Origin of the sequence: Mesorhizobium sp. ESP-6-4, assembly GCF_020164735.1 — a bacterium.
Lineage (GTDB): Bacteria > Pseudomonadota > Alphaproteobacteria > Rhizobiales > Rhizobiaceae > Mesorhizobium.
This window is the reverse complement of the sequence record NZ_JAIUGS010000008.1, coordinates 168,272-191,249: the sequence shown is the minus strand read 5'-3', so window position 1 is coordinate 191,249 and position 22,978 is coordinate 168,272. Positions and strand designations below refer to the sequence as shown.

The 22,978-nt window shown below is 61.1% G+C and carries 21 protein-coding genes and 5 pseudogenes; 12 read left to right on the top strand and 14 right to left on the bottom strand.

The features are described from left to right. Positions 1-141: 141 nt before the first annotated feature. The 6 genes and pseudogenes from xth to LB523_RS17485 form a co-directional block, all read right to left on the bottom strand. A pseudogene (gene xth / locus LB523_RS17510) lies at positions 142-912 on the bottom strand (exodeoxyribonuclease III); the annotation flags it as partial. Then, the gene (gene ligD, locus LB523_RS17505) at positions 909-2,837 is read right to left on the bottom strand and encodes a DNA ligase D (RefSeq protein ID WP_318011972.1); all 1,929 of its coding nucleotides are present in this window, start codon (positions 2,835-2,837) and stop codon (positions 909-911) included. The gene ligD and the pseudogene xth, both read right to left, overlap by 4 nt. A 37-nt stretch (positions 2,838-2,874) precedes the next feature. Then, entirely contained in the window at positions 2,875-3,060 is a 186-nt protein-coding gene (locus LB523_RS17500) for a DUF3606 domain-containing protein (protein WP_224605102.1), read from the bottom strand. Positions 3,061-3,155: 95 nt separating this feature from the next. Continuing rightward, positions 3,156-3,491, bottom strand: a complete 336-nt coding sequence (locus tag LB523_RS17495) for a DNA-binding protein (protein ID WP_224605099.1) — start codon at positions 3,489-3,491, stop codon at positions 3,156-3,158. Between the two features lie 162 nt (positions 3,492-3,653). Further along, positions 3,654-4,778, bottom strand: coding sequence for a phospholipase D-like domain-containing protein (locus LB523_RS17490; protein ID WP_224605096.1), 1,125 nt, complete (start codon positions 4,776-4,778; stop codon positions 3,654-3,656). Between the two features lie 426 nt (positions 4,779-5,204). Further along, positions 5,205-5,579 carry a hypothetical protein gene (locus LB523_RS17485; protein ID WP_224605093.1) on the bottom strand — a complete coding sequence of 125 codons (375 nt, stop codon included), beginning with the start codon at positions 5,577-5,579 and terminating at the stop codon, positions 5,205-5,207. Between LB523_RS17485 and LB523_RS17480 the strand changes: the two genes are divergently transcribed. Then, positions 5,578-5,769, top strand: a complete 192-nt coding sequence (locus LB523_RS17480) for a CsbD family protein (protein WP_224605090.1) — start codon at positions 5,578-5,580, stop codon at positions 5,767-5,769. The two genes, LB523_RS17485 and LB523_RS17480, sit on opposite strands and share 2 nt — an antisense overlap. A gap of 212 nt (positions 5,770-5,981) precedes the next feature. Here the strand turns inward: LB523_RS17480 and LB523_RS17475 are convergent. The 5 genes and pseudogenes from LB523_RS17475 to LB523_RS17460 all read right to left on the bottom strand — a co-directional run. Further along, positions 5,982-8,344: pseudogene (locus LB523_RS17475) on the bottom strand (error-prone DNA polymerase); the annotation flags it as partial. After that, on the bottom strand, positions 8,341-9,153 hold the full coding sequence (locus LB523_RS29395) for a DUF6504 family protein (RefSeq protein WP_318011974.1): 813 nt from the start codon (positions 9,151-9,153) through the stop codon (positions 8,341-8,343). The pseudogene LB523_RS17475 and the gene LB523_RS29395, both read right to left, overlap by 4 nt. A 328-nt stretch (positions 9,154-9,481) precedes the next feature. Beyond that, positions 9,482-9,733, bottom strand: a pseudogene (locus LB523_RS29390) (DNA polymerase Y family protein); the annotation flags it as partial. A gap of 63 nt (positions 9,734-9,796) precedes the next feature. Continuing rightward, a pseudogene (locus tag LB523_RS17465) lies at positions 9,797-10,528 on the bottom strand (ImuA family protein); the annotation flags it as partial. 265 nt (positions 10,529-10,793) lie between these two features. Then, positions 10,794-11,075, bottom strand: a complete 282-nt coding sequence (locus tag LB523_RS17460; RefSeq protein WP_224605086.1) for a hypothetical protein — start codon at positions 11,073-11,075, stop codon at positions 10,794-10,796. A gap of 242 nt (positions 11,076-11,317) precedes the next feature. Between LB523_RS17460 and LB523_RS17455 the strand changes: the two genes are divergently transcribed. From LB523_RS17455 to LB523_RS17440, 4 genes and pseudogenes are all read left to right on the top strand, one after another. Then, the gene (locus tag LB523_RS17455) at positions 11,318-12,100 is read left to right on the top strand and encodes an alpha/beta fold hydrolase (protein WP_224605203.1); all 783 of its coding nucleotides are present in this window, start codon (positions 11,318-11,320) and stop codon (positions 12,098-12,100) included. Between the two features lie 173 nt (positions 12,101-12,273). Further along, a pseudogene (locus tag LB523_RS17450) lies at positions 12,274-12,448 on the top strand (DUF6494 family protein). A 432-nt stretch (positions 12,449-12,880) separates the two neighbouring features. Next, positions 12,881-13,291: a hypothetical protein gene (locus LB523_RS17445; RefSeq protein WP_224605084.1), complete on the top strand. Its 411-nt coding sequence runs from the start codon at positions 12,881-12,883 to the stop codon at positions 13,289-13,291. 535 nt (positions 13,292-13,826) lie between these two features. Further along, positions 13,827-14,153, top strand: coding sequence for a DUF736 domain-containing protein (locus tag LB523_RS17440; RefSeq protein WP_224605081.1), 327 nt, complete (start codon positions 13,827-13,829; stop codon positions 14,151-14,153). 43 nt (positions 14,154-14,196) lie between these two features. On the opposite strand, the gene LB523_RS17435 is transcribed toward LB523_RS17440, so the two are convergent. Then, positions 14,197-14,472 (bottom strand): helix-turn-helix transcriptional regulator, encoded by a 276-nt coding sequence (locus LB523_RS17435; RefSeq protein ID WP_263493105.1) that lies wholly within the window; start codon positions 14,470-14,472, stop codon positions 14,197-14,199. A 230-nt stretch (positions 14,473-14,702) separates the two neighbouring features. Between LB523_RS17435 and LB523_RS17430 the strand changes: the two genes are divergently transcribed. From LB523_RS17430 to LB523_RS17420, 3 genes are all read left to right on the top strand, one after another. Beyond that, positions 14,703-15,263 (top strand): hypothetical protein, encoded by a 561-nt coding sequence (locus LB523_RS17430; RefSeq protein WP_224605077.1) that lies wholly within the window; start codon positions 14,703-14,705, stop codon positions 15,261-15,263. A 130-nt stretch (positions 15,264-15,393) separates the two neighbouring features. Next, the gene (locus LB523_RS17425) at positions 15,394-15,588 is read left to right on the top strand and encodes a transcriptional regulator domain-containing protein (protein WP_224605074.1); all 195 of its coding nucleotides are present in this window, start codon (positions 15,394-15,396) and stop codon (positions 15,586-15,588) included. A gap of 154 nt (positions 15,589-15,742) precedes the next feature. Next, the gene (locus LB523_RS17420; RefSeq protein WP_224605070.1) at positions 15,743-16,144 is read left to right on the top strand and encodes a DUF2285 domain-containing protein; all 402 of its coding nucleotides are present in this window, start codon (positions 15,743-15,745) and stop codon (positions 16,142-16,144) included. A gap of 338 nt (positions 16,145-16,482) precedes the next feature. On the opposite strand, the gene LB523_RS17415 is transcribed toward LB523_RS17420, so the two are convergent. Together LB523_RS17415 and LB523_RS17410 are read right to left on the bottom strand one after the other, a co-directional pair. After that, a complete protein-coding gene (locus LB523_RS17415) occupies positions 16,483-17,562 on the bottom strand; it encodes a hybrid-cluster NAD(P)-dependent oxidoreductase (protein ID WP_224605067.1) in 1,080 nt (359 codons plus the stop codon). A gap of 89 nt (positions 17,563-17,651) precedes the next feature. Further along, positions 17,652-18,509 (bottom strand): LysR family transcriptional regulator, encoded by an 858-nt coding sequence (locus LB523_RS17410; RefSeq protein WP_224605064.1) that lies wholly within the window; start codon positions 18,507-18,509, stop codon positions 17,652-17,654. A gap of 123 nt (positions 18,510-18,632) precedes the next feature. Here LB523_RS17410 and LB523_RS17405 point away from each other — a divergent pair, with 123 nt between their 5' ends. From LB523_RS17405 to LB523_RS17390, 4 genes are all read left to right on the top strand, one after another. Then, positions 18,633-19,715 carry an amidohydrolase family protein gene (locus tag LB523_RS17405; RefSeq protein WP_224605063.1) on the top strand — a complete coding sequence of 361 codons (1,083 nt, stop codon included), beginning with the start codon at positions 18,633-18,635 and terminating at the stop codon, positions 19,713-19,715. Between the two features lie 11 nt (positions 19,716-19,726). Next, the gene (locus LB523_RS17400) at positions 19,727-20,080 is read left to right on the top strand and encodes a Rieske (2Fe-2S) protein (RefSeq protein WP_224605058.1); all 354 of its coding nucleotides are present in this window, start codon (positions 19,727-19,729) and stop codon (positions 20,078-20,080) included. Between the two features lie 79 nt (positions 20,081-20,159). Then, positions 20,160-21,809 carry an ABC transporter substrate-binding protein gene (locus LB523_RS17395; protein WP_224605055.1) on the top strand — a complete coding sequence of 550 codons (1,650 nt, stop codon included), beginning with the start codon at positions 20,160-20,162 and terminating at the stop codon, positions 21,807-21,809. 63 nt (positions 21,810-21,872) lie between these two features. Continuing rightward, on the top strand, positions 21,873-22,919 hold the full coding sequence (locus tag LB523_RS17390) for an ABC transporter permease (protein ID WP_224605196.1): 1,047 nt from the start codon (positions 21,873-21,875) through the stop codon (positions 22,917-22,919). Positions 22,920-22,978: the final 59 nt, after the last annotated feature.

Below are 22,978 nucleotides of genomic sequence, written 5' to 3'. Positions count from 1 at the left end.
GCCTAGGCATTTTTGGGCGTACGAACCCTTGTCGGCGCCGCAGCTATACATCGTGAAGGTTTCAGGCGAGCAACCGACGCCTAGCCGCGCCCGGGGACTGCTTCGTTCTGTAGGCGTTGAACGGCCGCGAGGCGGTGCCTTTTCCGAGAGCTCGATCCAGACCGGCGCGTGATCGCTGCTCTTTTCCCAGCCGCGCACCTCGACGTCGACTTGGGCGTCGATCAGTCGCTTCTTGAGTGACGGGCTCAGCAGAAGGTGGTCGATGCGCAGGCCTGCGTTGCGGCCGAAGGCGTTGCGGAAATAATCCCAGAACGTGTAGATCTTCTCACCGGGATGACGCACGCGCAGCGCGTCGGTCCAGCCTTGTTTGAGCAGCGTCGCGTAGGCGGCGCGCGCCTCCGGCGCGAACAGAGCATCGTCCAGCCAGCGCTCTGGCTTGTAGACATCGAGTTCAGTCGGCATGACGTTGAAATCGCCTGCCAGCACCACCGGCTGTTTGGACGCGACGAGTTCGGCTGCGTGGTCGATGAGGCGGTCGAACCAGCGCAGCTTGTAGTCGAATTTCGGGCCGGGCCTTGGATTTCCATTGGGAAGATAAAGGCATCCGATCAGGATGCCGTTGACTGCTGCTTCGATGTAGCGGCTATGGCTCTCGTCGGGGTCGCCGGGGAGGCCGCGCCGCGTTTCGTGGATGTTGCCGACCCGGCTCAGGATCGCGACGCCGTTCCAGCTTTTCTGGCCATGCCAGACCACGTCATAGCCGAGGTCGCGGATCGGCCCTTCCGGGAACTTCTCCTGCGGCGCCTTGAGTTCCTGGAGACAGGCAATGTCCGGCGCTGCCTCTTTAAGCCAGCGCAGCAGCACTGGCAGGCGGCCATTGACGCCGTTGACGTTGTAGGTGGCGATCCTCATGGCTTCATGAGGTCCGGCAGGAACTGATCGGCCCGGCCCCAGCCCGCGAGGGCCTTCGATGCGGCGCGCTTCTTCAGCTCGGGCGCATCGCCGACATGGAAATGCGAGGGCGCATCGATTGTCTTCATCTCCGCCCAGGTGACCGGTGCTGCGACCGGGGCGCCCGGCCGCGACCTGGCGCTATAAGGCATGATTGCCGTTGCGCCGCGCTGGTTGCGCAGATAGTCGACGAAGATCCGTCCCTTGCGTTTGGCCTTCGACAACACGGCCGTGAAGTGGGCAGGGTCGCTCTGTGCGACCGCCTGAGCAAGCCGGGAGGCGAAGGCCTTCACCTCAGGCCATTCAGCTCGCGGCGTGAGCGGCGCGATCACATGCACGCCCTTGCCGCCCGTCAGCATCGGGAAGGTGATCAATCCAAGGGATTTCAGTATATCCCGGAACTGGAATGCGGCAGCGCGAACCGCCTCGAAGTCCAGTCCCTCGTCGGGGTCGAGGTCAAACACAAGGCGGTCGGCCTTCTCGACGTCTTCGATGCGCGCTCCCCATCCATGGAACTCGATTGTTCCCATCTGGACACAGGTCATAAGCCCCTCGGCATCATCGACGTAAAGGTAGGGCTCCTCATGGCCGTCCTTTTCGGTGATCCCGACGTGATGGACCTTGTCGCCGAAGCTGCCGGCGTCGTGCTTCTGAAAAAAACATTTCTTCGCGCGCCCCTGCGGGCAGCGGACAAGGCTGATCGGTCTGCTGGCGGCCCAGGGAAGCATGATCGCGGCAACGTCGGAATAATGATCGGCAAGCTGCCCCTTGGTGATGTTGGATTCGGGGTAGATCACGCGGCCGCGATTGCTGATCGCGACCGCGTTTGTCGCCGGCGGCGGCAGGGCGGCTGTGCGGTGTTCCGTCTCGAGCACGACCGCTTCCGGCTTTTTGTCCTCGCGCAGGCCGAGATAGCTTGGATGGCGCAGTGTCCCTTCATTCGTCATCTCGGTGAAGGCGATCTCGGCGACAAGCCTGGGACGCAGCCAGTGCGCGCCGCGAACCTCCGCACGCGGCGCCTCGACCGTGGCGGCCTTCTGCTCGAGCGGCGCCATGGCCTTCATCAGCCGGGCCATCCCGGCGGTATTGAAACCGCTCCCGACCTTGCCGGCATAGCGCAGCTTTCCGCCGTCATGGACGCCGAGGATCAGCGATCGAAAGGCGCGATCCTTGTCTGACGGCGTCCAGCCGACAAGCACGAATTCCTGACGCTTGATGCACTTGATCTTCAGCCAGCTTCCATCGCGGGCGCCGATATAGGCCGAATCCGCCAGCTTCGAGATCACCCCCTCGAGGCCGGCGTCGCAGAAGCGGTTCAGCAACTCTTCCCCGCGGCCCTGGATATGATCGGAGTAGCGGAGGACGGGGTGCTTCGCCGGCAGGATTTTCTCCAGTTTCTCCTTGCGCTCCAGGAGCGGCAGCCTCGTCAGGGCTTCCCCATCGAGCTGAAGCAGGTCGAAGGCATAAAAATCAATGCTCGCGGGAGCGCCCTTCAATGCGTTCTGCAGCGCCTGGAAACTGGATCGGCCCTCCTTGTCCATGACCACCGCCTCTCCGTCGATCAGGGCGGAGCGAACCTTGAGCTTGCGCGCCTCCGCCAAAATGGACGGAAAACGGCCGGACCAGTCCAGGCCGGAGCGCGTGTAGGCGCGCGCCTCGCCACCGCCCACCGCGACGAGAATGCGGTAGCCATCGTATTTCATCTCGTGGATCCAGCGGTCGCCAGGGGGAACCGTGTCCACCAGCTTTGCAAGCTGGACCGGCCGGAACGCGGGTGGCGCGAGTTTGGCTTCGCCGCGCGAGGCTGGCTTCGCAAGAGGAGTTGAAGATCCTTTGGTTGTGGGCCGACGCAAAGCTGACTTGCTCTCCTGACCTCGCTCAAACACAACCCAACTGCCCGATGCGCCATTCGTAATCCGCAGCCTATTTCTTCAGTTTCTCCGCGGCGGCATTGAGCTTCTCGCGGTCGTTGCCGACCTGCTTGATCAGGGCTTCGGCCTGCTCTCGGCTGATACCGTGCTTGCGGGCGAAATAGTTGACCTCGTAGCCTTCACCGCCGGAGACCTGCCGACGGTCTGTGGCGCCTCGTTTCGATTTGTCGTCTGCCATTATCGTCTCCTGTTCCATGGCCGCGCGGTCGCAACGTTCGATCTGTAACGCTTTGGGTCGTCCTGCGATCCTGAGCCGGGCAAGAAATTCGGGTTTCACCTGAAATCCCGCGTCTTGACCTTTATGTTGTCGATGTGGAGGTCGGGTATGTAGATGTCTCGGCTGCGTAGCCCCTTGGGCGGCAGCTCGCGCGGATCGGGTCCCGAGCCGCCATTGCGCACCTGGTCGCCGCGGCCGTGCGGCACGGGAAAGCTGCCCTCGCGTTCGCCGACGCTGGCGAGCTCGGCTGACAGATCGCTGATCTTGCGAGCCACGAGGTGGACCACTTCGCCCTCGCGCTGGATGCGGCCCTTTACCGCGATCATGCCCGCCGACAGAACCGTGCGCCGGAATGGGCTTGGAGAAGCCTTCAATTTGGTTAGAGCGATCATGCTGATTGCCGCGCGACAAATGGCAGCTATCTCCCGATCGGTGCCTAAAGGCCGGGCTGCTTCCCGAAAGCCAACATCGCTTCAACTACGCAGCCTTTCATACTTTAAAACAGACGATTCCAGCTTTCGACGACGTCAATGCGATTGGGCTCCAATGGTGCACTAAAGCTGGGGATGCAGTCGGCTGGCCAACCAATCCGTCACCTTTTCAGTCCAGGGGCGGGTTTGCCATTCCTCGAGACCGATCTGCTTAGACCTTACCAGGTCCCGGTTGAACAGATCGATTTGCGCGTGTGCAAAGTCCTTGCCATAGATGTTCAGATTAGCTTCGTCGTTAAGGCGAAGGGATCGCTCATCAAGATTGGCGGAGCCGAAGCTCGCCCAGACATCGTCGACGATCAGCAGCTTAGGATGGTACATGGTGGGCTGGAACTCATAAATCCGGACGCCTGCTTTGAGTAATTCACCCCAGAAATAGCGCGAGCCCTTTCGAACGATAGGAACGTCCGTCAGCGAATTGGGGACAATGATATCGACGATGACGCCCCTTTTTCGGGCGTCCAGTATCTGCTGCAGGGCGATGTCATCCGGAACGAAGTAAGCCATTCCGATACGCAAGTGGTCCTTGGCGGCAGCCATCGCAGCCAACATCATCAGCTCCATATTTTCGGAGCCATTCGGTTGCGAAGACAGGATAAGCTGAGCGCTCAGATTCCCCGCAGGTGCAAGCGGCGGGTAGAACTTCTCGCCCTGCAAAGTCTCGCCCGCAGTCTCCAGCCAGTTTTCGGCGAACGCCGCCTGGAAGGCTGCTACGGCAGGTCCCTCGATGCGGTAGTGCGTGTCACGCCACTCTGTCGGAATGCGGGCGTCTCCGAGCCAATTGTCCGCAATGCCGACCCCGCCGGTGAACGCGATCCGACCGTCGACGGTGAGCAGCTTGCGATGCGTTCGGTTATTCACCCGTTCCAGGGTGTACCAGTAGATGGGCCGGTAGCGCTGGAACCGCACGCCAGCGTTCGTCATGATATGGATCAGGTCTTCATCGAAGGGGAGACTGCCAAGCCAGTCGACGAGCACGCGAACCTCGACACCCTCCTGGGCTTTCGCCGCTAATGCGGTGGCGAATTCATAGCCGACCGACCCGGACCAATAGATGTAAGTTTCCATGTTGATGGTCGAGCGCGCAGTGTGGATGGCTTGCAGCATTGCTGGGAAGATTTCGTCGCCGTTGACCAGCGTCTGCACCGCGTTGGCCTCGAACATTTGTCCCAGGGAATAGCTCGCCATGCTCCTTGCGAATTGAGGATCCGCTGCGTCAAAACGGTGGGGAACGATTACGCGGATGGTCCGGGGATCGGGGATTAAGTTTATCACGACGACAGTGATCAAACTCGCGGCAGTCGCAATTGCAACATACTTAATTACATCGAACCAACGACCGATCTTTCTTCTGAGTACGGTCGGCTTTTCCCGAGTCAACAATCTGCAAACCCCGTTACTCCCTGTGCAGCCCGCCCTGTGGAAGTGGCGATGTGCAGCACAAGAACTTCGACTGCGACCGGAGGTTCCCAGCTGCGCCACAGGGCGTTACTATCGTTTGCGCACCGCGTAATGCATCACTCGTAAATGGTGCGGCGGCTGCGGGCGGACTGAAATTGAGGCGCCATGAAGTTGCGAAGCCGGTGCGACGAGACCTCATTTGCTCTGTCGCGCTCAGGTAACTAATGCCAGCGTCACAGCCAGGGCTGGGAAACCCTTCGAGGGCGGCGGATAGAGGACCGGCCTATCTTGCGGTCGTGACATTTGGCACATGAACAACGATTTTAACTCCTTGGTCTGACCAGTCGCGTTCTGCCGAACCGTTGAGTAGCCGCTGAACGGTCGCTTCAGCAATGAGGGTCCCAAAGCCTGACCGGCGAACGGCCGCTCGGGCGGATCGGCCCTGCAATGACAATCGCGGCGCGACTTGTCATTGACGCAGGCCTTCGGCACATGCCCGAAGCGATCTTTCAAGAAGCGGGGAACCAATTGCCTATGAGCAGCTTCTTTTCTGAACGGCATGCCGTCATTCAAAAGGGAACTCGACATGGGCAGCACATCAGACAAGATCAAAGGCAAAGCCAACGAAGTCGCCGGCAAGGCACGCCAGGCCGTTGGTGGGGCCGCTGATAACCACGAGGAAAAGGCGAAGGGCAAAGTCCAGGAAGGCAAGGGCAAGGCTCAGGTAGCCAAGGGTCAAGCAAAGGACGCGGTGAAGAACCTCATCGACAAGACCTAGCTGTCACGAAGGTGTGCTTGCAAGCCCGCGGCAACGCGGGCTTTTTTGTTAGCTGGATAGGATAGTGACCGAGAATCGGAGCAGCGTCGATTCTTTGGAGTGCTGAAAGAGCTAGCGCGTGCAGATCTGCAATGGCCCCATGTCGAGCTTGGCGCGCATAAGGATTAGGCACCCTTCGAACCCTTATCCATACGATACCAGCAACCCCCGGCGAGCGTGCAGTCCCAGCGCGAGGCGTTGACGCAGGCCGGTCGGATCTCCACTCCATGCGCGGCCGCGTCGCGCACGATCTGCGCCGGGGCGTAGAAGCCCATCGGCTGGCTGTTCAACAGCGCAGCGCAAAAGACCTCGGGGTGCCAGCATCTGAGCCAGGCCGAGGCATAGGCGATCAGCGCGAAGGAAGCGGCGTGGCTCTCGGGAAAACCGTAGGAGCCGAAGCCTTCGAGCTGCTTGAAAGTCTGCTCGGCGAAGGCGCGTTCATAGCCATTGTCCACCATCCCGTCGATCAGCTTCGTCTTGAAGGACGACACGCCGCCGGTGAACTTGAAGGTGGCCATCGACTTGCGAAGCATGTCCGCTTCGCCCGGCGTGAAGCCAGCGCATTCGATGGCAACCCGCATCGCCTGCTCCTGGAACAGCGGCACGCCGAGCGTCTTGCCAAGCACCTTCTCCAGCTCGGGCTTCGGGTAATGCACCGGCTCGACGCCTTCCCGGCGGCGCAAATAGGGGTGGACCATGTCACCCTGGATCGGCCCGGGGCGCACGATCGCGACCTGCACCACGAGATCGTAAAAGGTCCTTGGCTTCAGCCGCGGCAGCATCGACATCTGCGCCCGGCTCTCGATCTGGAAGGTGCCGAGCGTATCGGCTTTCCTGATCGTGCGTAGGTGCGCGGATCCTCCGCCGGGATGGTGGCAAGGTCGAGCCGGATGTCCTTGCAGTCGGCGAGCAGATCGAGGCCTTTCTTCATGCAGGTCAGCATGCCGAGCGCCAGCACGTCGACCTTCATGAATTTGAGCGCCTCGATATCGTCCTTATCCCATTCGATCACCTGCCGGTCCTTCATGCTCGCCGGCTCGATGGGCACCAGATCGTCGAGACGGTCATGGGTCAGCACGAAGCCGCCGGGGTGCTGGCTGAGGTGACGCGGCGCGCCCATCAACTGCCGCGCGAGGTCGAGCGTCAGTCGCAGCCGGCGATCGGCAAGGTTGAGACTGAGTTCCTCGACATGCCGCTCCTCGACGCCCTCCTCGGACCAGCCCCAGACCTGGCCGGAGAGCGTGCGGATGAGATCCTCCGGCAGGCCGAGCGCCTTGCCGACATCGCGCAACGCCTCCTTGGTGCGGTAGCGCACCACCGTCGAACATAATGCTGCGTGATCGCGTCCATAGGTGTCGAATACCCACTGCATGACGATCTCGCGCCGCTCATGCTCGAAATCGACGTCGATGTCGGGCGGCTCGCGGCGCTCCTCGGAGACGAAACGCTCGAACAACAGATCGTTGCGCCCGGGATCGATCGAGGTGATGCCGAGCACGTAGCAGACCGCCGAATTGGCGGCCGAGCCGCGGCCCTGGCAAAGGATGTCCTTCGAGCGCGCGAAACGCACGATCGCGTTCACGGTCAGAAAGTAGGGTGCATAATCGAGCTTCTCGATCAGCCGCAGTTCGTGGCGCAGCGAGCGGATGACGCTGTCCGGCACGCCTTCCGGGTAGCGCGTCGCGGCGCCATGCCAGGTCAGCTTTTCGAGCGCCTGCTGCGGTGTCAGCGAAGGGTCGTCGCGCTCCTCCGGATATTGGTAGGCAAGCTCGTCGAGAGAGAACCGGCAGCGCTCGGCGATCTCCATCGTGCGCGCCAGCGCTTCCGGGTAGCGTGCAAAAAGCCGGTGCATTTCCTGAGGCGGCTTGAGGTAACGGTCGGCATGCCGCTCGCGGCGCTCGCCGAGCACGTCGACGGTGACGTTGTGCCGGATCGCGGTGACGACGTCCTGCAGGATGCGGCGGCCCGGCTCATGGAAGAGCACGTCGTTGGTGACGACGGACGGCACCTTCATCTTGAAGGCAAGCGTAGCCAGGTTATGGATGCGAAGCTGGTCGTTGGGCCGGCGCCTGAGCGTCAGCGCCATATAGGCGCGATCGCCGAATGCCTCGCGCAGATGCCTGAGGCGCAGCGCCAGTGTCTCATCGGCCACATCGGGCAGGAGCACGGCGATGAGGCCTTCGCCATAGGCGACGACATCGCTCCATTCGAGATGGCATTTCGCCTTTCCTGCCCGGGCCTTGCCGAGCGAGAGCAGTCGGCAGAGCCGGGAATAGGCGTCGCGGTCCGTCGGGTAGGCGAGCAGCGACATGCCGTCCGCGAGGTCGAGGCGGCAACCCACGATAAGGCGCACACCCGTCGTTCTGGCAGCCTCATGGGCGCGGACAATGCCGGCGAGGCTGTTGCGATCCGCGACGGCCAGGGCCTCGATGCCCATAAGGGCCGCCTGCGAGAACAGCTCTTCGGCCGAGGAGGCGCCGCGCAGGAAGCTGAAATGCGAGGTGACCTGCAGCTCGGCATAACGGATGCCGTTCATCCGAACACTCCATGCAGGAACCACCGGTGCGAGCCTGTCGCCGCATCCTCGCCGTCGCCGGAGCGGTAGAGCCAGTAGCGCTGGCCGGCGTCGTCCTCGACTCGGAAATAATCGCGCACCGCCACCAGCTCGGCGTCGCGCTTCCACCATTCGCCGAAGACCCGCTCCGGACCGTCCGCGCGCCTCACGCGCCGGCGCACCCCGCGCCAGGTGAAGGACACCGGTGGATGGTCGGGCAACAGCGCCACCGTCTCGACCGGGTCAGGCTGCGGTAGCAGGCGCGACGGCCGCGGCCAATCCCCGGGCCAGCCCGAGCCGCTATCGGCCGCCATCGCCGGGATCTTGCCAACCGAACGCTCCGGCACATCGCTGGCGACAGGCGCAAGCCGGTAGACGGCGCGTTCACCGACGCGGTTTATCAGCGTATCGATGAGGTCTGACACATCTGGCACGGTTTCCTGGACGAGGGAGCTCACGGCCTGGCTGCGCTCCAGGGGTTCGGCCGCTGTCGCAGCCAGGATCATCATCTCGATGCCGAAGCCGGGCGCAATGGTCTCGACCTTATCGCAAAGCAGCCGGGTGAGCCGCTTGGCGTCCCGGACCGGGATCGCCATGCCGACACGGACCGCCTCGGCCTGGCTGTCGACGCGCTGGCAGACGAGATCGAGCCGGCGTGCGCCGAGGCCGCGCTGTTCCATCAAGTGGCAGAGCTGCGCGACGAGCTTGCCGATGTAGCGCGCTATTGTCTCGGCCGCGCCGATCGGCTCGGCGAAGGCACGGCGCACTTCGACGATGTCCGGCGGGCGCACCGGGTCGATAGGCTCGACTGTGTGGCCAAGAGCCTGATCGATGCGGCGGCCGATCTCCGGGCCGAAGCGCAGGGCAAGCGGTGCCGCGCGGCTGTGCCAGGAGATCGCCTATCCGTTGGAAACCGAGCCTGCGCAGTTCGGCCGCCGTCGAAGGCGCGATCCGCAGCGCCTCGAGCGCAAGCGATTCCAGAATGGATCGGCCGTGGCCGGGTGGCGCGATGAACATGTCCTGGCCGCCATACCGTGCCAGCGCATGCGCCACGCCCCAGCGATCCGCGATCGCCGCGCGGGCGACGATGCCGGACATCGCCAGACGCCCGACCATGCCCTCCAGCATGGCGGCCTCGCCGCCATGGAGATGGTCGGCACCTGTCGTGTCGATGACGATCCCGTCGGGCGGATCGGGCGTGACGATCGGCGCAAATCGCATCATCCAGACGGCGAGCCGCTCGAGCGCCTCGGCATCTGCTTGCGGATCGGCGTCCTGGATCGCAAGGCCGGGCACCAGCACCTGCGCTTTCGTCACGGGCATGCCGGGGCGCAGACCGGCGGCGAGTGCTGCGGCATCGGCCGCGAGCACCACGCGCCCGTTCTTGTCGCGGCCGATCAGGACGAGCGGGGTCTCAGCCGGCGGCGCCTCGTTGCCGGCCTTGCGCCGCACCTGTCGGTCGGCCAGGTCGGCAGGAACAGCGAGACGACCCGTGCCATCACACGCCTCCAATTCGAAATCGGCACTTTCACCCGCGCGGGCGCCGATCAATTCGACGAGCCATCGGTGCCGGCCGACGCCTGGTACAGGCAGCGGCGCCGAGGGCAGGACCGAGATGCGCCACCGGGTCACGGCGGCCGTCGGCTGGCCGAAATCGGCTGCCTCCGTCTGCCGCCGCCATCTTCGCAGCGCGATCCCGATCGTGTGGGCTTCTTCGGCGGCGAGCTGCAGCCGCCGCGAGGCCGTCATGGTCAGCCGCGCGACTTCGCCGACGACTGCGCCCAGTCCGCCATGCCGGATGCCTTCTTCCATGCAGGCGAGGATCGTCTTGTCATCACCGGCCTCGACATAGATGACGCGATCCGGTTTCAGGCCGGCCTGCGCCAGCGCCGGAGCGAACAGGTCGGGCCGGGTGATGCACCACAAGACCTTGCCGCACGCGCGCGCCGCCACACCGCCCGCGAACAGCGCGGCGGCCGCGCCATCGATCGCCCCGTTGCCGCCGCCCGCTATTTCATGCAGCGCGCCGAGCGCCAGGCCACCACCCGGCAGTCGCGCATCCAGCTCGGCGATCCCGAAAGGAAGCACCGATCTGGCGCGCCGGCGCCGGCCCTCGATCTTCTCGATCCGTGCGCGCAAGTCGTCTATGGCGGGCTCCGGCCGCAAGATGTCGTTCACCTCATGAAAGCGTATATAAGCATGTTCTCTATTTGTTCTACGAGCGAGGGGTGGGAGTCAAGTGGGCCTAATTGTAGGGCAGGGTGCTCCCTTCATCGATGTGAAGCGAAAGGCGGCTTTGCGCCTCAGTCTCGGACGTTCCGGGGTGATCTCAGCGGTCCACAAAGCCGAAATTCGTTCGGTAAGGAATAAAGCAGGAGAGACCGTGATGACTCGACGGCCGAGACCTTCTGATCGGTGCCGGCCTCCGACATCACCACGCCGCCGTAGGAACGGTCGACGAGGACGAATCGTGTTTGGCGTCGGCGATGGCATGTTTGGTGACCGCGACGTCGTCGACTAAAGAGGTGGTGGGGCTCTGGGCGATAATGACCTCGTGGCCGTCCTTCTTGAGCTCGTGATAGACCCCTTCCCGGCCGGAGCCGTCGACGAACCCGCCATGTACGAGGACGATGCGTATATCGACGCCATGCGATGACCGGATAAAATCGCTGCGCGTCGTGTTCGATCCGACCCCTTTCGGCAAACCTGACACTGCCTTCTTGGCCGAGCTTCGCGTATGGGCTGGTGATCGCTCCAGACGGCAGCATCGCCTTGGTTAACGTAGTCGTGAACAGCTCCGCTCGTTGAACGCAAGGCGATATCACGAAGCAGTGACGTCGGTAACGAAGCCTCGATCGACTGCGAAGCCTGGATATGAGCGGCAAGCGTGCGGCTCCCTACTCGCTGTTCGATGCGAGTTGGATTTTAGGTCAGCCATCCCCAAAGGAGCCCACAATCATGATAGACCGGCGTACTTTCTCGACCGCACTCGCCGCTGGAATGGCGACAACTCTGCTGACTGGCGCCGACATGGCGCGAGCACTGACAGGCCCCAAGGTCCGCAATGTCGTCCTGGTCCATGGCGCATATGCCGATGGCTCGTGCTGGTCGGAGGTGATTGGAATTCTTCAGGAGGCTGGCTTCAACGCTACCGCTGTCCAACATCCGCTGACCACCCTGGAGGCGGGCGTCGAGGCAACGCGTCGTGCGATCGCGCTCCAGGAAGGAGCGACCGTACTTGTCGGACACTCCTTTGCCGGCATGATCGTTACCGAGGCGGGGATGGATCCGAAGGTTTCCTCGCTCGTCTACGTCGCGTCCCGCGCGCCGGATGCCGCCGAAGACTATACGGCGCTCGCCAAGACTTTCCCTGCGCCGCCCGCCTCCGCCGGCCTTGTCTGGTCCGGGGGCTATGGCAAACTCAGCGAAGAGGCTTTCCTGCGGGATTTCGCCGGCGGTATCGCGCACGACAAGGCGCGCATTCTTTATGCCGTGCAGGCACCGATCTCGGACCAGCTTTTCTCCGGAAAGACGACGCAGGCGGCCTGGCGCTCGAAGCCGAGCTGGTACGCTGTCTCGAGCGAGGATCGCACGATCAATCCGAATCTCGAGCGCTTCATGGCCAAGCGCATGAACGCAAAGACCATAGAGGTGAAGGCAAGCCACTTGTCGTTGATTTCTCATCCGCATGAGATTGCCCAGCTCATTCTGGAAGCCGCGGGACGGCAGAGCGCGTAGCAAGGCCTTCGGGTCACGGGCGGTGCGAAAATCGCAGCCTTCAGCGAACTGGCAGGACCCCTTCGCCAAGGCCGAGCCTTCATCGAGCTTCGCTCACCATTCATCACGTCTCTGGGATTTGGCCGGTTCGGATCGAAGAAATACCGGCCACGAGACGTTCGTGGCCCAGAGAAATGTCAATCCGCAAGTTCCTGAAGTAAGTCGGCGTCACCCTCCCGGCGCAAGATCAAGGAGACGATGCGCGATGGGCAAATCGGCGACAAGAAAAAGTTGAAGGTCCGCCTGACGCTGACTGCGGAAGGCGCCGGCCTCACCCACGTGGTGGACGGCGAGATCGAATTTCCATAAGGCCGGGCGGAGCGACATACATCATTGGGAATGCCGATCTCAGCTGGAATTTCCACTTATCGTGAATGTCCAGGTTTCCGGGCCGGGCCTCTTTTGCAACCAAAACATCACGGACACGTTGTGTTTCAGTCCGCAATCAGGAGGAGGATGTCGTGAACGGAATAATCTATCTTGTTGGCCTCGTCGTGATCGTTTTGTTCATCCTATCATTTTTTGGACTTCGGTAAGACCATGGCCAAAATAGCCCCAACGGAAAGAGCTGCAGTGACCCCAAAGGTGGCTACATCGTCCTATCTTGAGTGGGGGGGCATATTTGGCGGGGGGGTCATCGCTTGCGCCATTTCGGTGGTTCTTCTGCAATTCGGGTCGAGCGCTGGTTTGGCGCTGGGTTCTCCGACTCTTCCCAACGGTGGCGCCTCCTGGAATGTGCTCGTGGCCGGGCTGTGGGTAGTTATCGTTGCTGTAGCAAGTTCCGCAGCCGGCGGTTATGTAGCTGGACGAATGCGCACGCGCTGGGAAGATAGCAACCAAAGTGAAAGCGAATTCCGCGATGGCATACACGGCATCGCAGTCTGGGCCCTAGCGACACTCGGAGCAGCGTTTTTCTTGGCGATGATTGGTGGCCACGGCGCGGCCGCCGTGGTCAATCGCCCTGACGCGCAACTCAACGAAAGCACGGTGCGCCTTTCAGCCCACATAACTGCCATTTTTAGCTTCGCCACTGCTGCAGGCTCCGCGCTTGGCGCTGCGGCAGCATGGTTTGCAGCGATTACCGGGGGTGAACACCGCGATGAGGGAATCGCTTTTCACCACGTCGTACCGGTTTTATTGCGCAAGCGTTAGTGCGCAACAATGCGCTCGCCCGGCCGGCAAAGCCAACCGCAGCTGTTCTAAGATTCGTTGAGATCCGTTGGAGACTGTCAACTTGTCGCCAAGCTTGTCCAAAACCGGACGGGCTGGAAACGGCCCAAATAAGACATTCATGGTCGTTGTCATGGGCGCTTGTCTCCGGGTAGGCCGAGGCTTGATGTAGGCAAGCCATCGTAGCTCGGAGATCTCGGCCAGAATCCGCTTTGTTTCTGAGCCACCGACGCCGCCAGTGCCTCCGTCAGTCATTGGACCGAGCGCACCAACGACCTCTCGAACGGGCTGATCTGGCCGAAGGACGGCTGAAGCCTCGAACGCCTATGCCGCAATGGCGCGTCGCGAGTTTCTTCCCCTGGGCGAAGCCGCATTCCTCGCGCAACCAAGAAACGCGCGCCTGCGCCATCCTGCGCTTGGCTGCGGTCGCAAGCGATGCGGCGGCGGTCGCCTTCGGCCACACAATCGCCATCGAGGCCGCATGGTGCGGGCTCGGAAACGAGAATGGAGACTGAAAATGGCTACCATCGGCACCTTCAAGAAGACCAATGCGAACGAGTTCACCGGCGAGATCGTCACCCTCAGCGTCCAGGCCAAGAACGTACGCATTATTCCCGACACCCGCGCCAGCGGCGAGAACGCTCCAAGCCACCGCGTGGTGGTCGGCAAGGCCGAAATCGGCGCCGCCTGGTCCAAGCGCTCCAACGAGGGCCGCGATTATCTCGGGCTCAAGCTGGACGACCCGAGCTTCACCGCTCCGATCTACGCCAACCTCTTCGCCGATGAGGAAGGCGAGGGCCACAGCCTCATCTGGTCCCGCCCCAACCGCCGCAACGGCGAATGAACCAACATCCACTCGCCCGGCAAGCGCGCCGGGCGAGATTCCTTTAGGTCTGATCAGAGCTTCGCGCAAATCGCAGGCCGGCACCGCCTCCGTTCTCCGCAAGGAATTCTATACCCGCTGCCTCGAACGCACGGCGGATCGCAGCGAGATTGTTTCGGTGCGGAATACGAATACTTCTCTCGAAGTCTACTATCGTGGTCCTCGAAACAGCAGCTGCCTCGGCCAGGTCGCCCTGGCTCCATTCGAGCATTGCTCTTGCAGCACGACACTGCTGAACAGAAATTGCTTCGCTCTCAAAATCGTTCTTTTTGGTTGACATAGGTCAAAAAAGCCGCTTTTAGTATACAACCCTACGGAAGTCATTGGTGAGGCCTGGCGGAATAGCTTCGCTTGGCCCCACTGCACGACGTCGTTGATAGCTCAGAATCGTCCCTGATTCTGACAATAGCCACGACTTGTCCTTTCGTCACGAGTGAGAAAGGGGCCGAGCGAGTGAGTGGAAATCGGCCAGCTTCGCAAACCTCATCAATCGTGGACAGCCAGCCGGCAGTGGACCCTGTCGTAGTATTATCTCTCGATTGGATTCATGCGCACGTTGCGATGTTGGTCTCGGGCGTGCGGCAGCAGCAGGTGGAGGAAGATCTTTTTGAGAGCGGTGCGGCCTTGTCTACGGGCGATGTCATCGTGCGCGGGGAGGGGGATATCGCCAATCCGGGCAATGTCGATGCGCGGACGGCGGAGAACGATGATGCTGAGAAGGCCGACGCTCTGTTGGCTGAGATCGCGGCGACGCCGGCACAATCGTTGGCGGGCGTGATCGCCAAGCTTGCGGTCGTGGTTCGGGAAGCGAATGACAACACCGACATCTTCGAATTTCCGCTGCCGCACATCCGCTCTGCATTGGCCGACCTGCGGCGTCTCGCTCATGACGCGATATGCGACCAGCCGGCCGGCTGGCCCGCCGGCGACCAATCGATCGGCTCGCTGTTAGAGCAGCCCGCCTCGTCTTTCGCGGCCTGGCGCGCCTTCAGCGCGTGGAGCCAAGGTGATGACGAGGCCTATCGCAGCTGGACGAACACATTCAAAATACTGCACGGCGCAAGCCAATAGACCTCGCTAGAGTCCCGGCCTGAGCGCTCGGCGCCGAAGTCTCTCCTCGTCCATTCGTCAATGACGGAATCCAAGGATTTCGCTTAACACCGCGTCCCCCTATCAAATCGTTGACAAGGGAAGGATGCGGATGAAGCCGGATACATCGCAGTGGCGTGATCCACAGGCATATGCATTTATCAAAGGCGCCGCCGCCGATGAGATTGCCTGGGAATTCCTGCGACGCAATCCGCAATATCAGCAGGACTTCGCAATGTCCCGCTCAATCAAGGCCCTGCGCGCATTACGCAAGCGCTGGGGTTTGCAGTTTCGCCGCCCGGCCTGACCGGTCCGCGGTCGAGCAGCCCGTCTATTGGGCGCCTGAGATTGACCCTGGGGTCATCAGCCTGGTCGAGGCTCCGCCCCAACTGCGCACGGGCCAGGGCAGCGCCTCCGACGTCCAACTGGCCGCGGGCCGGCGTGACGAGGTCGGTCTTCACTTGCGTTCGTCGCTTGGCGGCATTCAACTTTCGCTTCTTGGCGGCACGAAGCCACGCGAACCGCTCGCCGCCATCATACCGCTGGACGACATGGCGCACGACCGGCTGCAAGCCATCGAGCGGTTCATCCGCTCGATCCACAGGCAACAGCTTCCCGACGCCCGCTTGACCGCGGCCCAGCGCAGTCGCCTTGGTCACATGCTGCGATGCCTCGATGGCCGGGAAGAGCAGGCATCTCATTTTGAAGTCGCGACCGCCTTGTTCGGTCGGCGACTGGTCAGCGCCGCCGACTGGCATGACTCGGCTTTTCGATATCAGACGTTTCGCTTAGTTCGCGACGGCCTGAAGATGGTCGAGCGCGGCTATCGCCAATTGCTGCGCGGGCGACGGCGTCACTCCTGAAAGGGTTCAGCCGCCCGCATGGTTCGCTAATTGCTTTGTCTGCCGGCCAGGCCTATGACTCTGAAGTGAACGGGAGCTTCGCGCCTCAAATCGGCCCTCAGTGGCCACTCCATGGCAACAGATATCGCCGCTGAACTCCGTGGAACGCGTGAACTCCTCCACGTAGTCCAGCTTAGATTTTGATGCTGCCTCAGGCACTAATGCCGTCCATCGGAGGCAAATGGCCACAAAGCCTTGAGTCTGCCTTTCTAGAAGCTCAGGCATTGAATTCAGCTGAAATCGCAGGCGAGACCAGCTTGCCGTCAATTGGGAGATCACCCGCTCAGAACCAACCAAGGTCAAAGATCGAGTAAAACGGCGCCTCGCGCGCGGCTGCAGCAGGCCAGGACAAAGCCCGCCGATTTTTCTTCGGGAGTGAGTCCCCCAAGATCATCCGCCGCAACCTCGCCCGATAGCTTTGCGACACGGCATGTGCCGCAAATTCCCTGCTGGCAGCCGGTGGGAACGTAGACACCACAGTTGCGCGCCGCTTCGAGCAGGGTCTCTCCGGGGGCGCAGCAATGCTCCAATCCAGAACGGGCGAAATGGACCGAGGACAAAACGGCAGATTCCAAGTCCGGAGCAACGCCGCCCCGGTCGCCCCCGAAGCTCTCCTCATGGTATCCGCGTGTATGAACCCCTGCTTCGCCAAGACCGTCTCGCAGGGTTTTCATATACTGTTCGGGGCCGCAAGCGTAGACCGTGCGCTCGCCAAGATCAGGAACGAGGCGTAGGAGCATAGGCCCATCTACGCGGCCGGTCCGTCCTGCCCAGGAGGAATCTTTCCTGGAACAGATGCATGTCACGCCCAGATTGGGGAATCGGGCAGCGAGAGCGTCAAGTTCCGATCTGAAGATGAGATCCCGCGGCGATCGCACGCAGTAGATGAGACGCACGTCCAAATCGGAAGCTCTGTCGGTCAAGGTTCGCAGCATCGACATAAGAGGCGTGATCCCGCTGCCGCCCCCCAGAAAGAGAGGCTTTTGGTTCGGCGATCCGTCAAATTTGAACGAGCCCAGGGGACCTTCAGTCATGATCTCGTCGCCCGACCGCAGATTCTCGTGGAGCCAATTGGAAACGAGCCCGCCTGGTGTTCGCTTGACCGTAATGTGCAAGTCGAGCGGTCGTGTAGGTGGGGACGAAACGGAATAGCACCGGGTCACAGCGGCGCCGCCGATCATGAGGTGAAGGACCACGTATTGCCCTGCATTGAAGCAGAACATGCGGTCTGATGCAGCCGAGAAGACAAATGTCTTAACGTCGTGAGTCTCGTCGATTACCCGACGGCAGAGCATTGCCTGTGGCGATGCGTCGGCCCATTGCCGCTGCCGCATCGTTGCCGAAAAATCGGTAGCCCGAAACGAAGTGTGTGCGTTCATGTTTGGCTCTTCAATGACGCGCCAACATGGCAGCCCGATCCTCTCCGGAACAGTGGGCTGAGCCCTGGTTATCAATCGGGAATTTCGATCTAGGTCTCGAGCGACATCACCGCCAGCTGCAGCGCACGAAGCCCTTTACGGATGATCGGCTCATGTTTGCGCCGGGCCAGCATGGCCGTATGGACGGGCTGGTAAAGCGTCGGTGCGCCCTCGACGAGGAAGGAGGGGCACTCGGCCGTAAACCTCCGGGCATCGTCGTTGCGCATATAACAACTCCCCCCGGTTCGCCGCAGCATCGCTTCTGCCAGACTTTCGGATCCCATGGAAAGACGCGAAATTGCGAGGGAAGGGATAAGCTCCGAATGGGCTTTTTCGAGTACGACCGTGTAGCCGGGCCGAATGTAGCTGTCGGGATTGACCTCAGGCATAGTTCTGGCGAAGGTCGACACCATTACATATTCCTCGACCATGAGGTGGTCATACGCAAGTTCGGGAAGATAGCGAGGTGCGTAGAGCACGGCTATATCGAGATTCCCCATGCTGAGATCTGTCACCATCTGGTTGGAATAGTCGGATTCCACATGGATCGACGCTTTGGGAAGGGCCTGACAGAGCGCCTCCACCCACCCAGGCAGCACTGAGCGTGTCATGCCAACCTGCGCTGCCACGCGCAAGGTTCCTTCAAATCGGTTGAAGGCCCGCACGTCATGGCGCGCTTGCGACCAGGTCGACAGCATCGCCCGCGCGTAGGCTTCGAAACGTCGCCCCGCCGCTGTAGGTTCAGCGCCAGCGCGGCCACGATGGAAAAGCTCCGACCCTACCGCGTTTTCGAGACTTTTGATCCGGCTGCTGACAGTCGACTGCGTAATGTTCAGCCGGTCGGCAGTGCGGTTGAAGTTCCGCGATTCGATGACGTCGAGGAACGTCTCAATGTGGTCCAGTTGCACGGACTAACCCCAATCGAAAAACCCGATCATTATCATGAGATCATCGGCTTGATACGACACTTGTCAAGGCGGAAGCTGAAACAGCTAGGAGAACGCGGGCTGCGAAGAGGGAGCGAAGCTAAGGTGTTTATCGTCGACTGCGATTGCCATAACTACTGGTCCAGCGCCACGGTGCTTGAGCCCTACCTCTCGGGTGTCTGGAAGGACATGTTCATAGAGGGCGAAAAGACTGGCCCCCGCGGATCGTTCCCGCATGGCCATCGGCCCTGGTTCCATCCGCAGGATTTCTCGCGAAAGGACGTGCGGCCTGAGACCGAAGCCGACAACTACCGGATCATGAAGGAAAAGCATCTCGACAAATACAATGTCGGCGTGGCGATCCTCACCGGTGACGAGCCGATAGAAGCCTCGACTCTGGCCAATCCTTATTACGCCAGTGCGCTGGTCAGTGCCTACAATGACTATCAGATCGCGGAATGGTTGCCGAAGGACAACCGCTTCATGGGTTCTATTATCATCGCGCCTCAGGATCCGAAGCAGGCGGCGGCCGAGATCCGTCGGCTCGGCAGCCACCCTCGCATGGTCCAGGTTCTAGCCTCCCAAGGCTCTGTGCGGCCGTACGGCGATCCCTTCTACCACCCGATCTACGAAGCCTGCGCGGAAATGGGCTTGCCATTCGCCATTCATCTCGGCGGCCACGGGGGGATCAACTGGAACGCCGTCGCGCCTGCCCCCACGACATTCTTCTGGGAAACACACGCCATCCTGCACATGTCAGCGATCAGCCATGTCGCCAGCATGATTGCGCATGGAGTGTTCGAGAAATGGCCCGAACTCTATTTCGTCGTGGTCGAATGCGGCGTGGCCTGGGTGCCGACGGTGCTGTGGCGCCTCGACGCCGACTACAAGGCGCTTCGCAAGGAGACGCCTTGGCTGAAGATGCTGCCGTCCGAGTACTGCCGCCGAAATATTCGGTTTTCCACACAACCCCTGGAGCAGCCCGCGAATGTGCAGCACCTCTGGTCCATTCTGGAAGCGATGGACGGTGAGAACACCCTGATGTTTGCGTCAGACTATCCGCATTGGGACTACGACGATGCCAACACGCTGCACATTCCTCCTACTTGGAGGACGAAGGTGATGGGTCAAAATGCACTCGACGTTTACAAGCGCATTTCTCCCATTCTTACCGCGAATGCTGCCTGACGGAGCAGAACATGGCCGAGAAAATCTTCATCTGTCGCGTCGACGAGATCGAAGCGGGCACACCCGTCATTGCAAAAGTTCGCAGCCTTTCCGTGGGCGTGTTTCGCATTGGAGAGACTTTCCACGCGCTGCTCAATATCTGTCCGCATCGCGGGGCACCGCTGTGTGAGGGCCCGCAATGCGGAACCACCGCGCCGGTCGACGAAGCGCGGTTTGTCTATCACAGGGAAAACGAGATCGTACGCTGCGCCTGGCATGGCTGGGAGTTCGACATCAAAACGGGTTCGGCGCTGGTCGACCCCACCGTGCGTGCACGAACGTTCCCCGTCATGGTTGAGGACGGCAACATCTATGTGACTGCCTGATCTTGCAAGAGCGGTAGCCAGACGAAGGAAGCGGAAAAGGAAAAGACAGAGCACTTACGCATCGCGTGTTTGACGACGGTTGAAAAAAGAACGCGGAAAATCCGCAAATGGGAGAACGGCAATGTCGGAATCAGAGTACAAACTGCGCATCGCGAAAGGTCTTATCGGGAGCGGCAAGGTTTCGCGGCGTGACTTCATCCATCTAGGATTGGCGGCAGGCCTGACCGTCGTCGCCGCAGATCAGCTCTTTGTCACTGCGGCACGAGCAGAACCGCAGCAAGGCGGTTTCGCCAAGCTCGGCATGGCGCATGGAGCGACGACAGATTCTATTGATCCGGCTGGGTATCCCGACACTTTCTCCCAAACCGCCTTTTCAGGCGCTATGTCCAACAGCCTGACCGAGGTGGATGCGAAGGGCGGCATACAGCCGGACCTGGCAGAAAGCTTCGAATCTTCCAATGGCGCCAAGACGTGGGTGTTCAAGCTGCGCAAGGGAGCGACCTTCCACAATGGCAAGAGGGTGACGGCAGACGATGTCGTGACCTCTATGCGGTATCACATGGGCGCCGACACCAAATCTGCGGCGAAGCCTCTGCTTGCGTCTGTGAAGGACATCAAGGCGGACGGCCCAGAAACGGTTCTCTTCACACTCGACAGCGGCAACGCCGATTTCCCCTACATTATGAGCGATTATCATCTCGTGATCATGCCGAGCGCTGACGGGAAAGCGGATTGGGCTTCGGGCGCGCGCACTGGCGCATTCGTGCTCGAGAATTTCCAGCCTGGCGTCTCGGCCAAGCTCAAGCGCAATCCGAATTATTTCAAGAATGGCAAGCCTTACCTGGATGAGGTGGAATTCATCGCTATTACGGATTTGGCCGCGCGCATGGCGGCGCTCTCGACCGGGGAAGTGGACTATATCGGCCGCGCCGATCTGAAGACGCTCGGCATGTTGAAGCGTAATCCAAAACTCGACGTCATCGAGATTACCGGGTACGGGCATTATACTTTGCCGATGAACGTCACCATGGCGCCCTTCGACAATCCGGATGTTCGCATGGCAATGAAATGGGCGATCAACCGACAAGAAATCGCCGACAAGATCTTCCTCGGCCATGCTACCGTTGCCAATGACGATCCAATCGCGCCGGCGATCAAGTTCTACAAGAACCCGGAGCCGCAACACAGTTTCGATCCCGACAAGGCGCGCCATTATCTGAAGAAGGCGGGGCTGGAAAAGCTGAAGGTCGATCTCTCGGTCGCCGACGCCGCTTTCGCTGGGGCGGTAGACGCGGCCGCACTCATTCGTGAGACGGCCGCACAGTGCGGCATCGACGTCAATGTGGTGCGCGAGGCCGAGGACGCTTATTGGGACAATATCTGGCTCAAGAAGCCGTGGTGCGCATCTTATTGGAGCGGTCGCGCGACGGCCGACTGGATGTTCACGCAGGCCTTCGCAGCCGAATCCAGTTGGAACGAGTCGTTTTGGAAGAATCCCCGCTTCAACGAATTGCTCGTCCAAGCCCGAGCCGAGACGGATGAGGCTAAGCGCGCGGCCATGTATGCCGAAATGCAGCAGCTGACCCATGACGATGGCGGCACTATCGTGCTGGTGTTCAACAACTTCGTCAGCGCCAAGTCCAAGAAACTGGCCCATGGCGACGTGGCGCCGAACTGGGAAAATGACGGACTGAAGATGGCCGAGCGCTGGTGGATGGCTGTGGCATAAGATTTGTTCGCCAAGCGCGCCGTGCGAAATGGACGGCGCGCATTTGGGAATGCGCGTATGCGTATGAATCCGGTCCTAAAAACGGTCCTGCAACGGTTAGGCCTCGGCCTGCTCACGTTGTTCGTCGTTTCGATTATCATCTTTTCGGCGATCGCTATGCTGCCTGGCGATTTCGCCAAGGCGACGCTCGGCCAATCTGCCACCCCCGACACAGTCGCGGCCCTTCAACACGAGATCGGCCTCGATCGCCCGCCAATCGCACGCTATTTCAGTTGGATGGGTAAGATGGCAAAGGGTGACTTTGGATCCTCCTTCGCCAGCCGAACCGGCTACCGGCGCACCGTCGCGGAAATTATCGCACCTCGTCTCTACAACACTATGTTCCTGGCCGTCATGACTGCGCTCATCGCGGTACCGCTGGCGCTGGGGTTGGGCATTCTTGCGGCCCTCTACCGCAACAGCTGGTTCGATCGGCTTGTCAACACGGTGACGCTTACGACAATTTCGTTCCCTGAATTCTTCGTCGCTTACATGCTCGCTTTCCTGATCATTTCGCGCGATACGTTCGCTGGCACGGAACTCGCACAATCTTTACCCGTCTGGCTCGCGGCTTCGATCAACTGGACCTTGAACGTCATACCGAAGTTCCCGACCCTGGCGAATATCAACGATCAGACGCCCTTTTGGCAGCACGTCTGGCGCGCAGCCCTGCCGTCGATCACTCTCACACTCGTCATCGTCGCTCACATGATGCGAATGACGCGCGCGGCGATCATCAACATGCTTTCAAGCCCCTATATCGACATGGCTCGGTTGAAGGGAATGACGCCAATGGTGGTCGTGCTTCGACACGCTTTGCCAAACGCCTGGGCCCCGATCGTGACGGTTGTCGCTTTCAATCTTGCCTATCTCATCGTTGGCGTCGTGGTTGTCGAGGTGGTGTTCGTCTACCCCGGCGTCGGCCAACTGATGGTCGATGCCGTGAAATCGAGAGACGTACCGGTCGTGCAGGCCTGCGCCCTCGTCTTCGCCGCCACCTACATCTTGCTCAACCTGATTGCCGATATCATTTCGATCGCAACCAATCCGAGGCTTTTGCACCCAAGATGACAAGTGCGGAGCCCCTCATCGAGACCACGAGAGCGCCCAGGCTAAGGCGCACACGCCGA

Bases quoted from the DNA above. Each gene is read 5' to 3' on its own strand.
- LB523_RS17415 (WP_224605067.1), bottom strand. From the start codon at position 17,562: ATGAACGCACACACTTCGTTTCGGGCTACCGATTTTTCGGCAACGATG.
- LB523_RS17490 (WP_224605096.1), bottom strand. From the start codon at position 4,778: ATGGCGAGCTATTCCCTGGGACAAATGTTCGAGGCCAACGCGGTGCAG.
- LB523_RS17440 (WP_224605081.1), top strand. From the start codon at position 13,827: ATGGCTACCATCGGCACCTTCAAGAAGACCAATGCGAACGAGTTCACC.
- LB523_RS17480 (WP_224605090.1), top strand. From the start codon at position 5,578: ATGGGCAGCACATCAGACAAGATCAAAGGCAAAGCCAACGAAGTCGCC.
- LB523_RS17495 (WP_224605099.1), bottom strand. From the start codon at position 3,491: ATGATCGCTCTAACCAAATTGAAGGCTTCTCCAAGCCCATTCCGGCGC.
- LB523_RS17435 (WP_263493105.1), bottom strand. From the start codon at position 14,472: ATGTCAACCAAAAAGAACGATTTTGAGAGCGAAGCAATTTCTGTTCAG.
- LB523_RS17400 (WP_224605058.1), top strand. From the start codon at position 19,727: ATGGCCGAGAAAATCTTCATCTGTCGCGTCGACGAGATCGAAGCGGGC.
- LB523_RS17485 (WP_224605093.1), bottom strand. From the start codon at position 5,579: ATGTCGAGTTCCCTTTTGAATGACGGCATGCCGTTCAGAAAAGAAGCT.
- LB523_RS17390 (WP_224605196.1), top strand. From the start codon at position 21,873: ATGAATCCGGTCCTAAAAACGGTCCTGCAACGGTTAGGCCTCGGCCTG.
- LB523_RS17425 (WP_224605074.1), top strand. From the start codon at position 15,394: ATGAAGCCGGATACATCGCAGTGGCGTGATCCACAGGCATATGCATTT.
- LB523_RS17500 (WP_224605102.1), bottom strand. From the start codon at position 3,060: ATGGCAGACGACAAATCGAAACGAGGCGCCACAGACCGTCGGCAGGTC.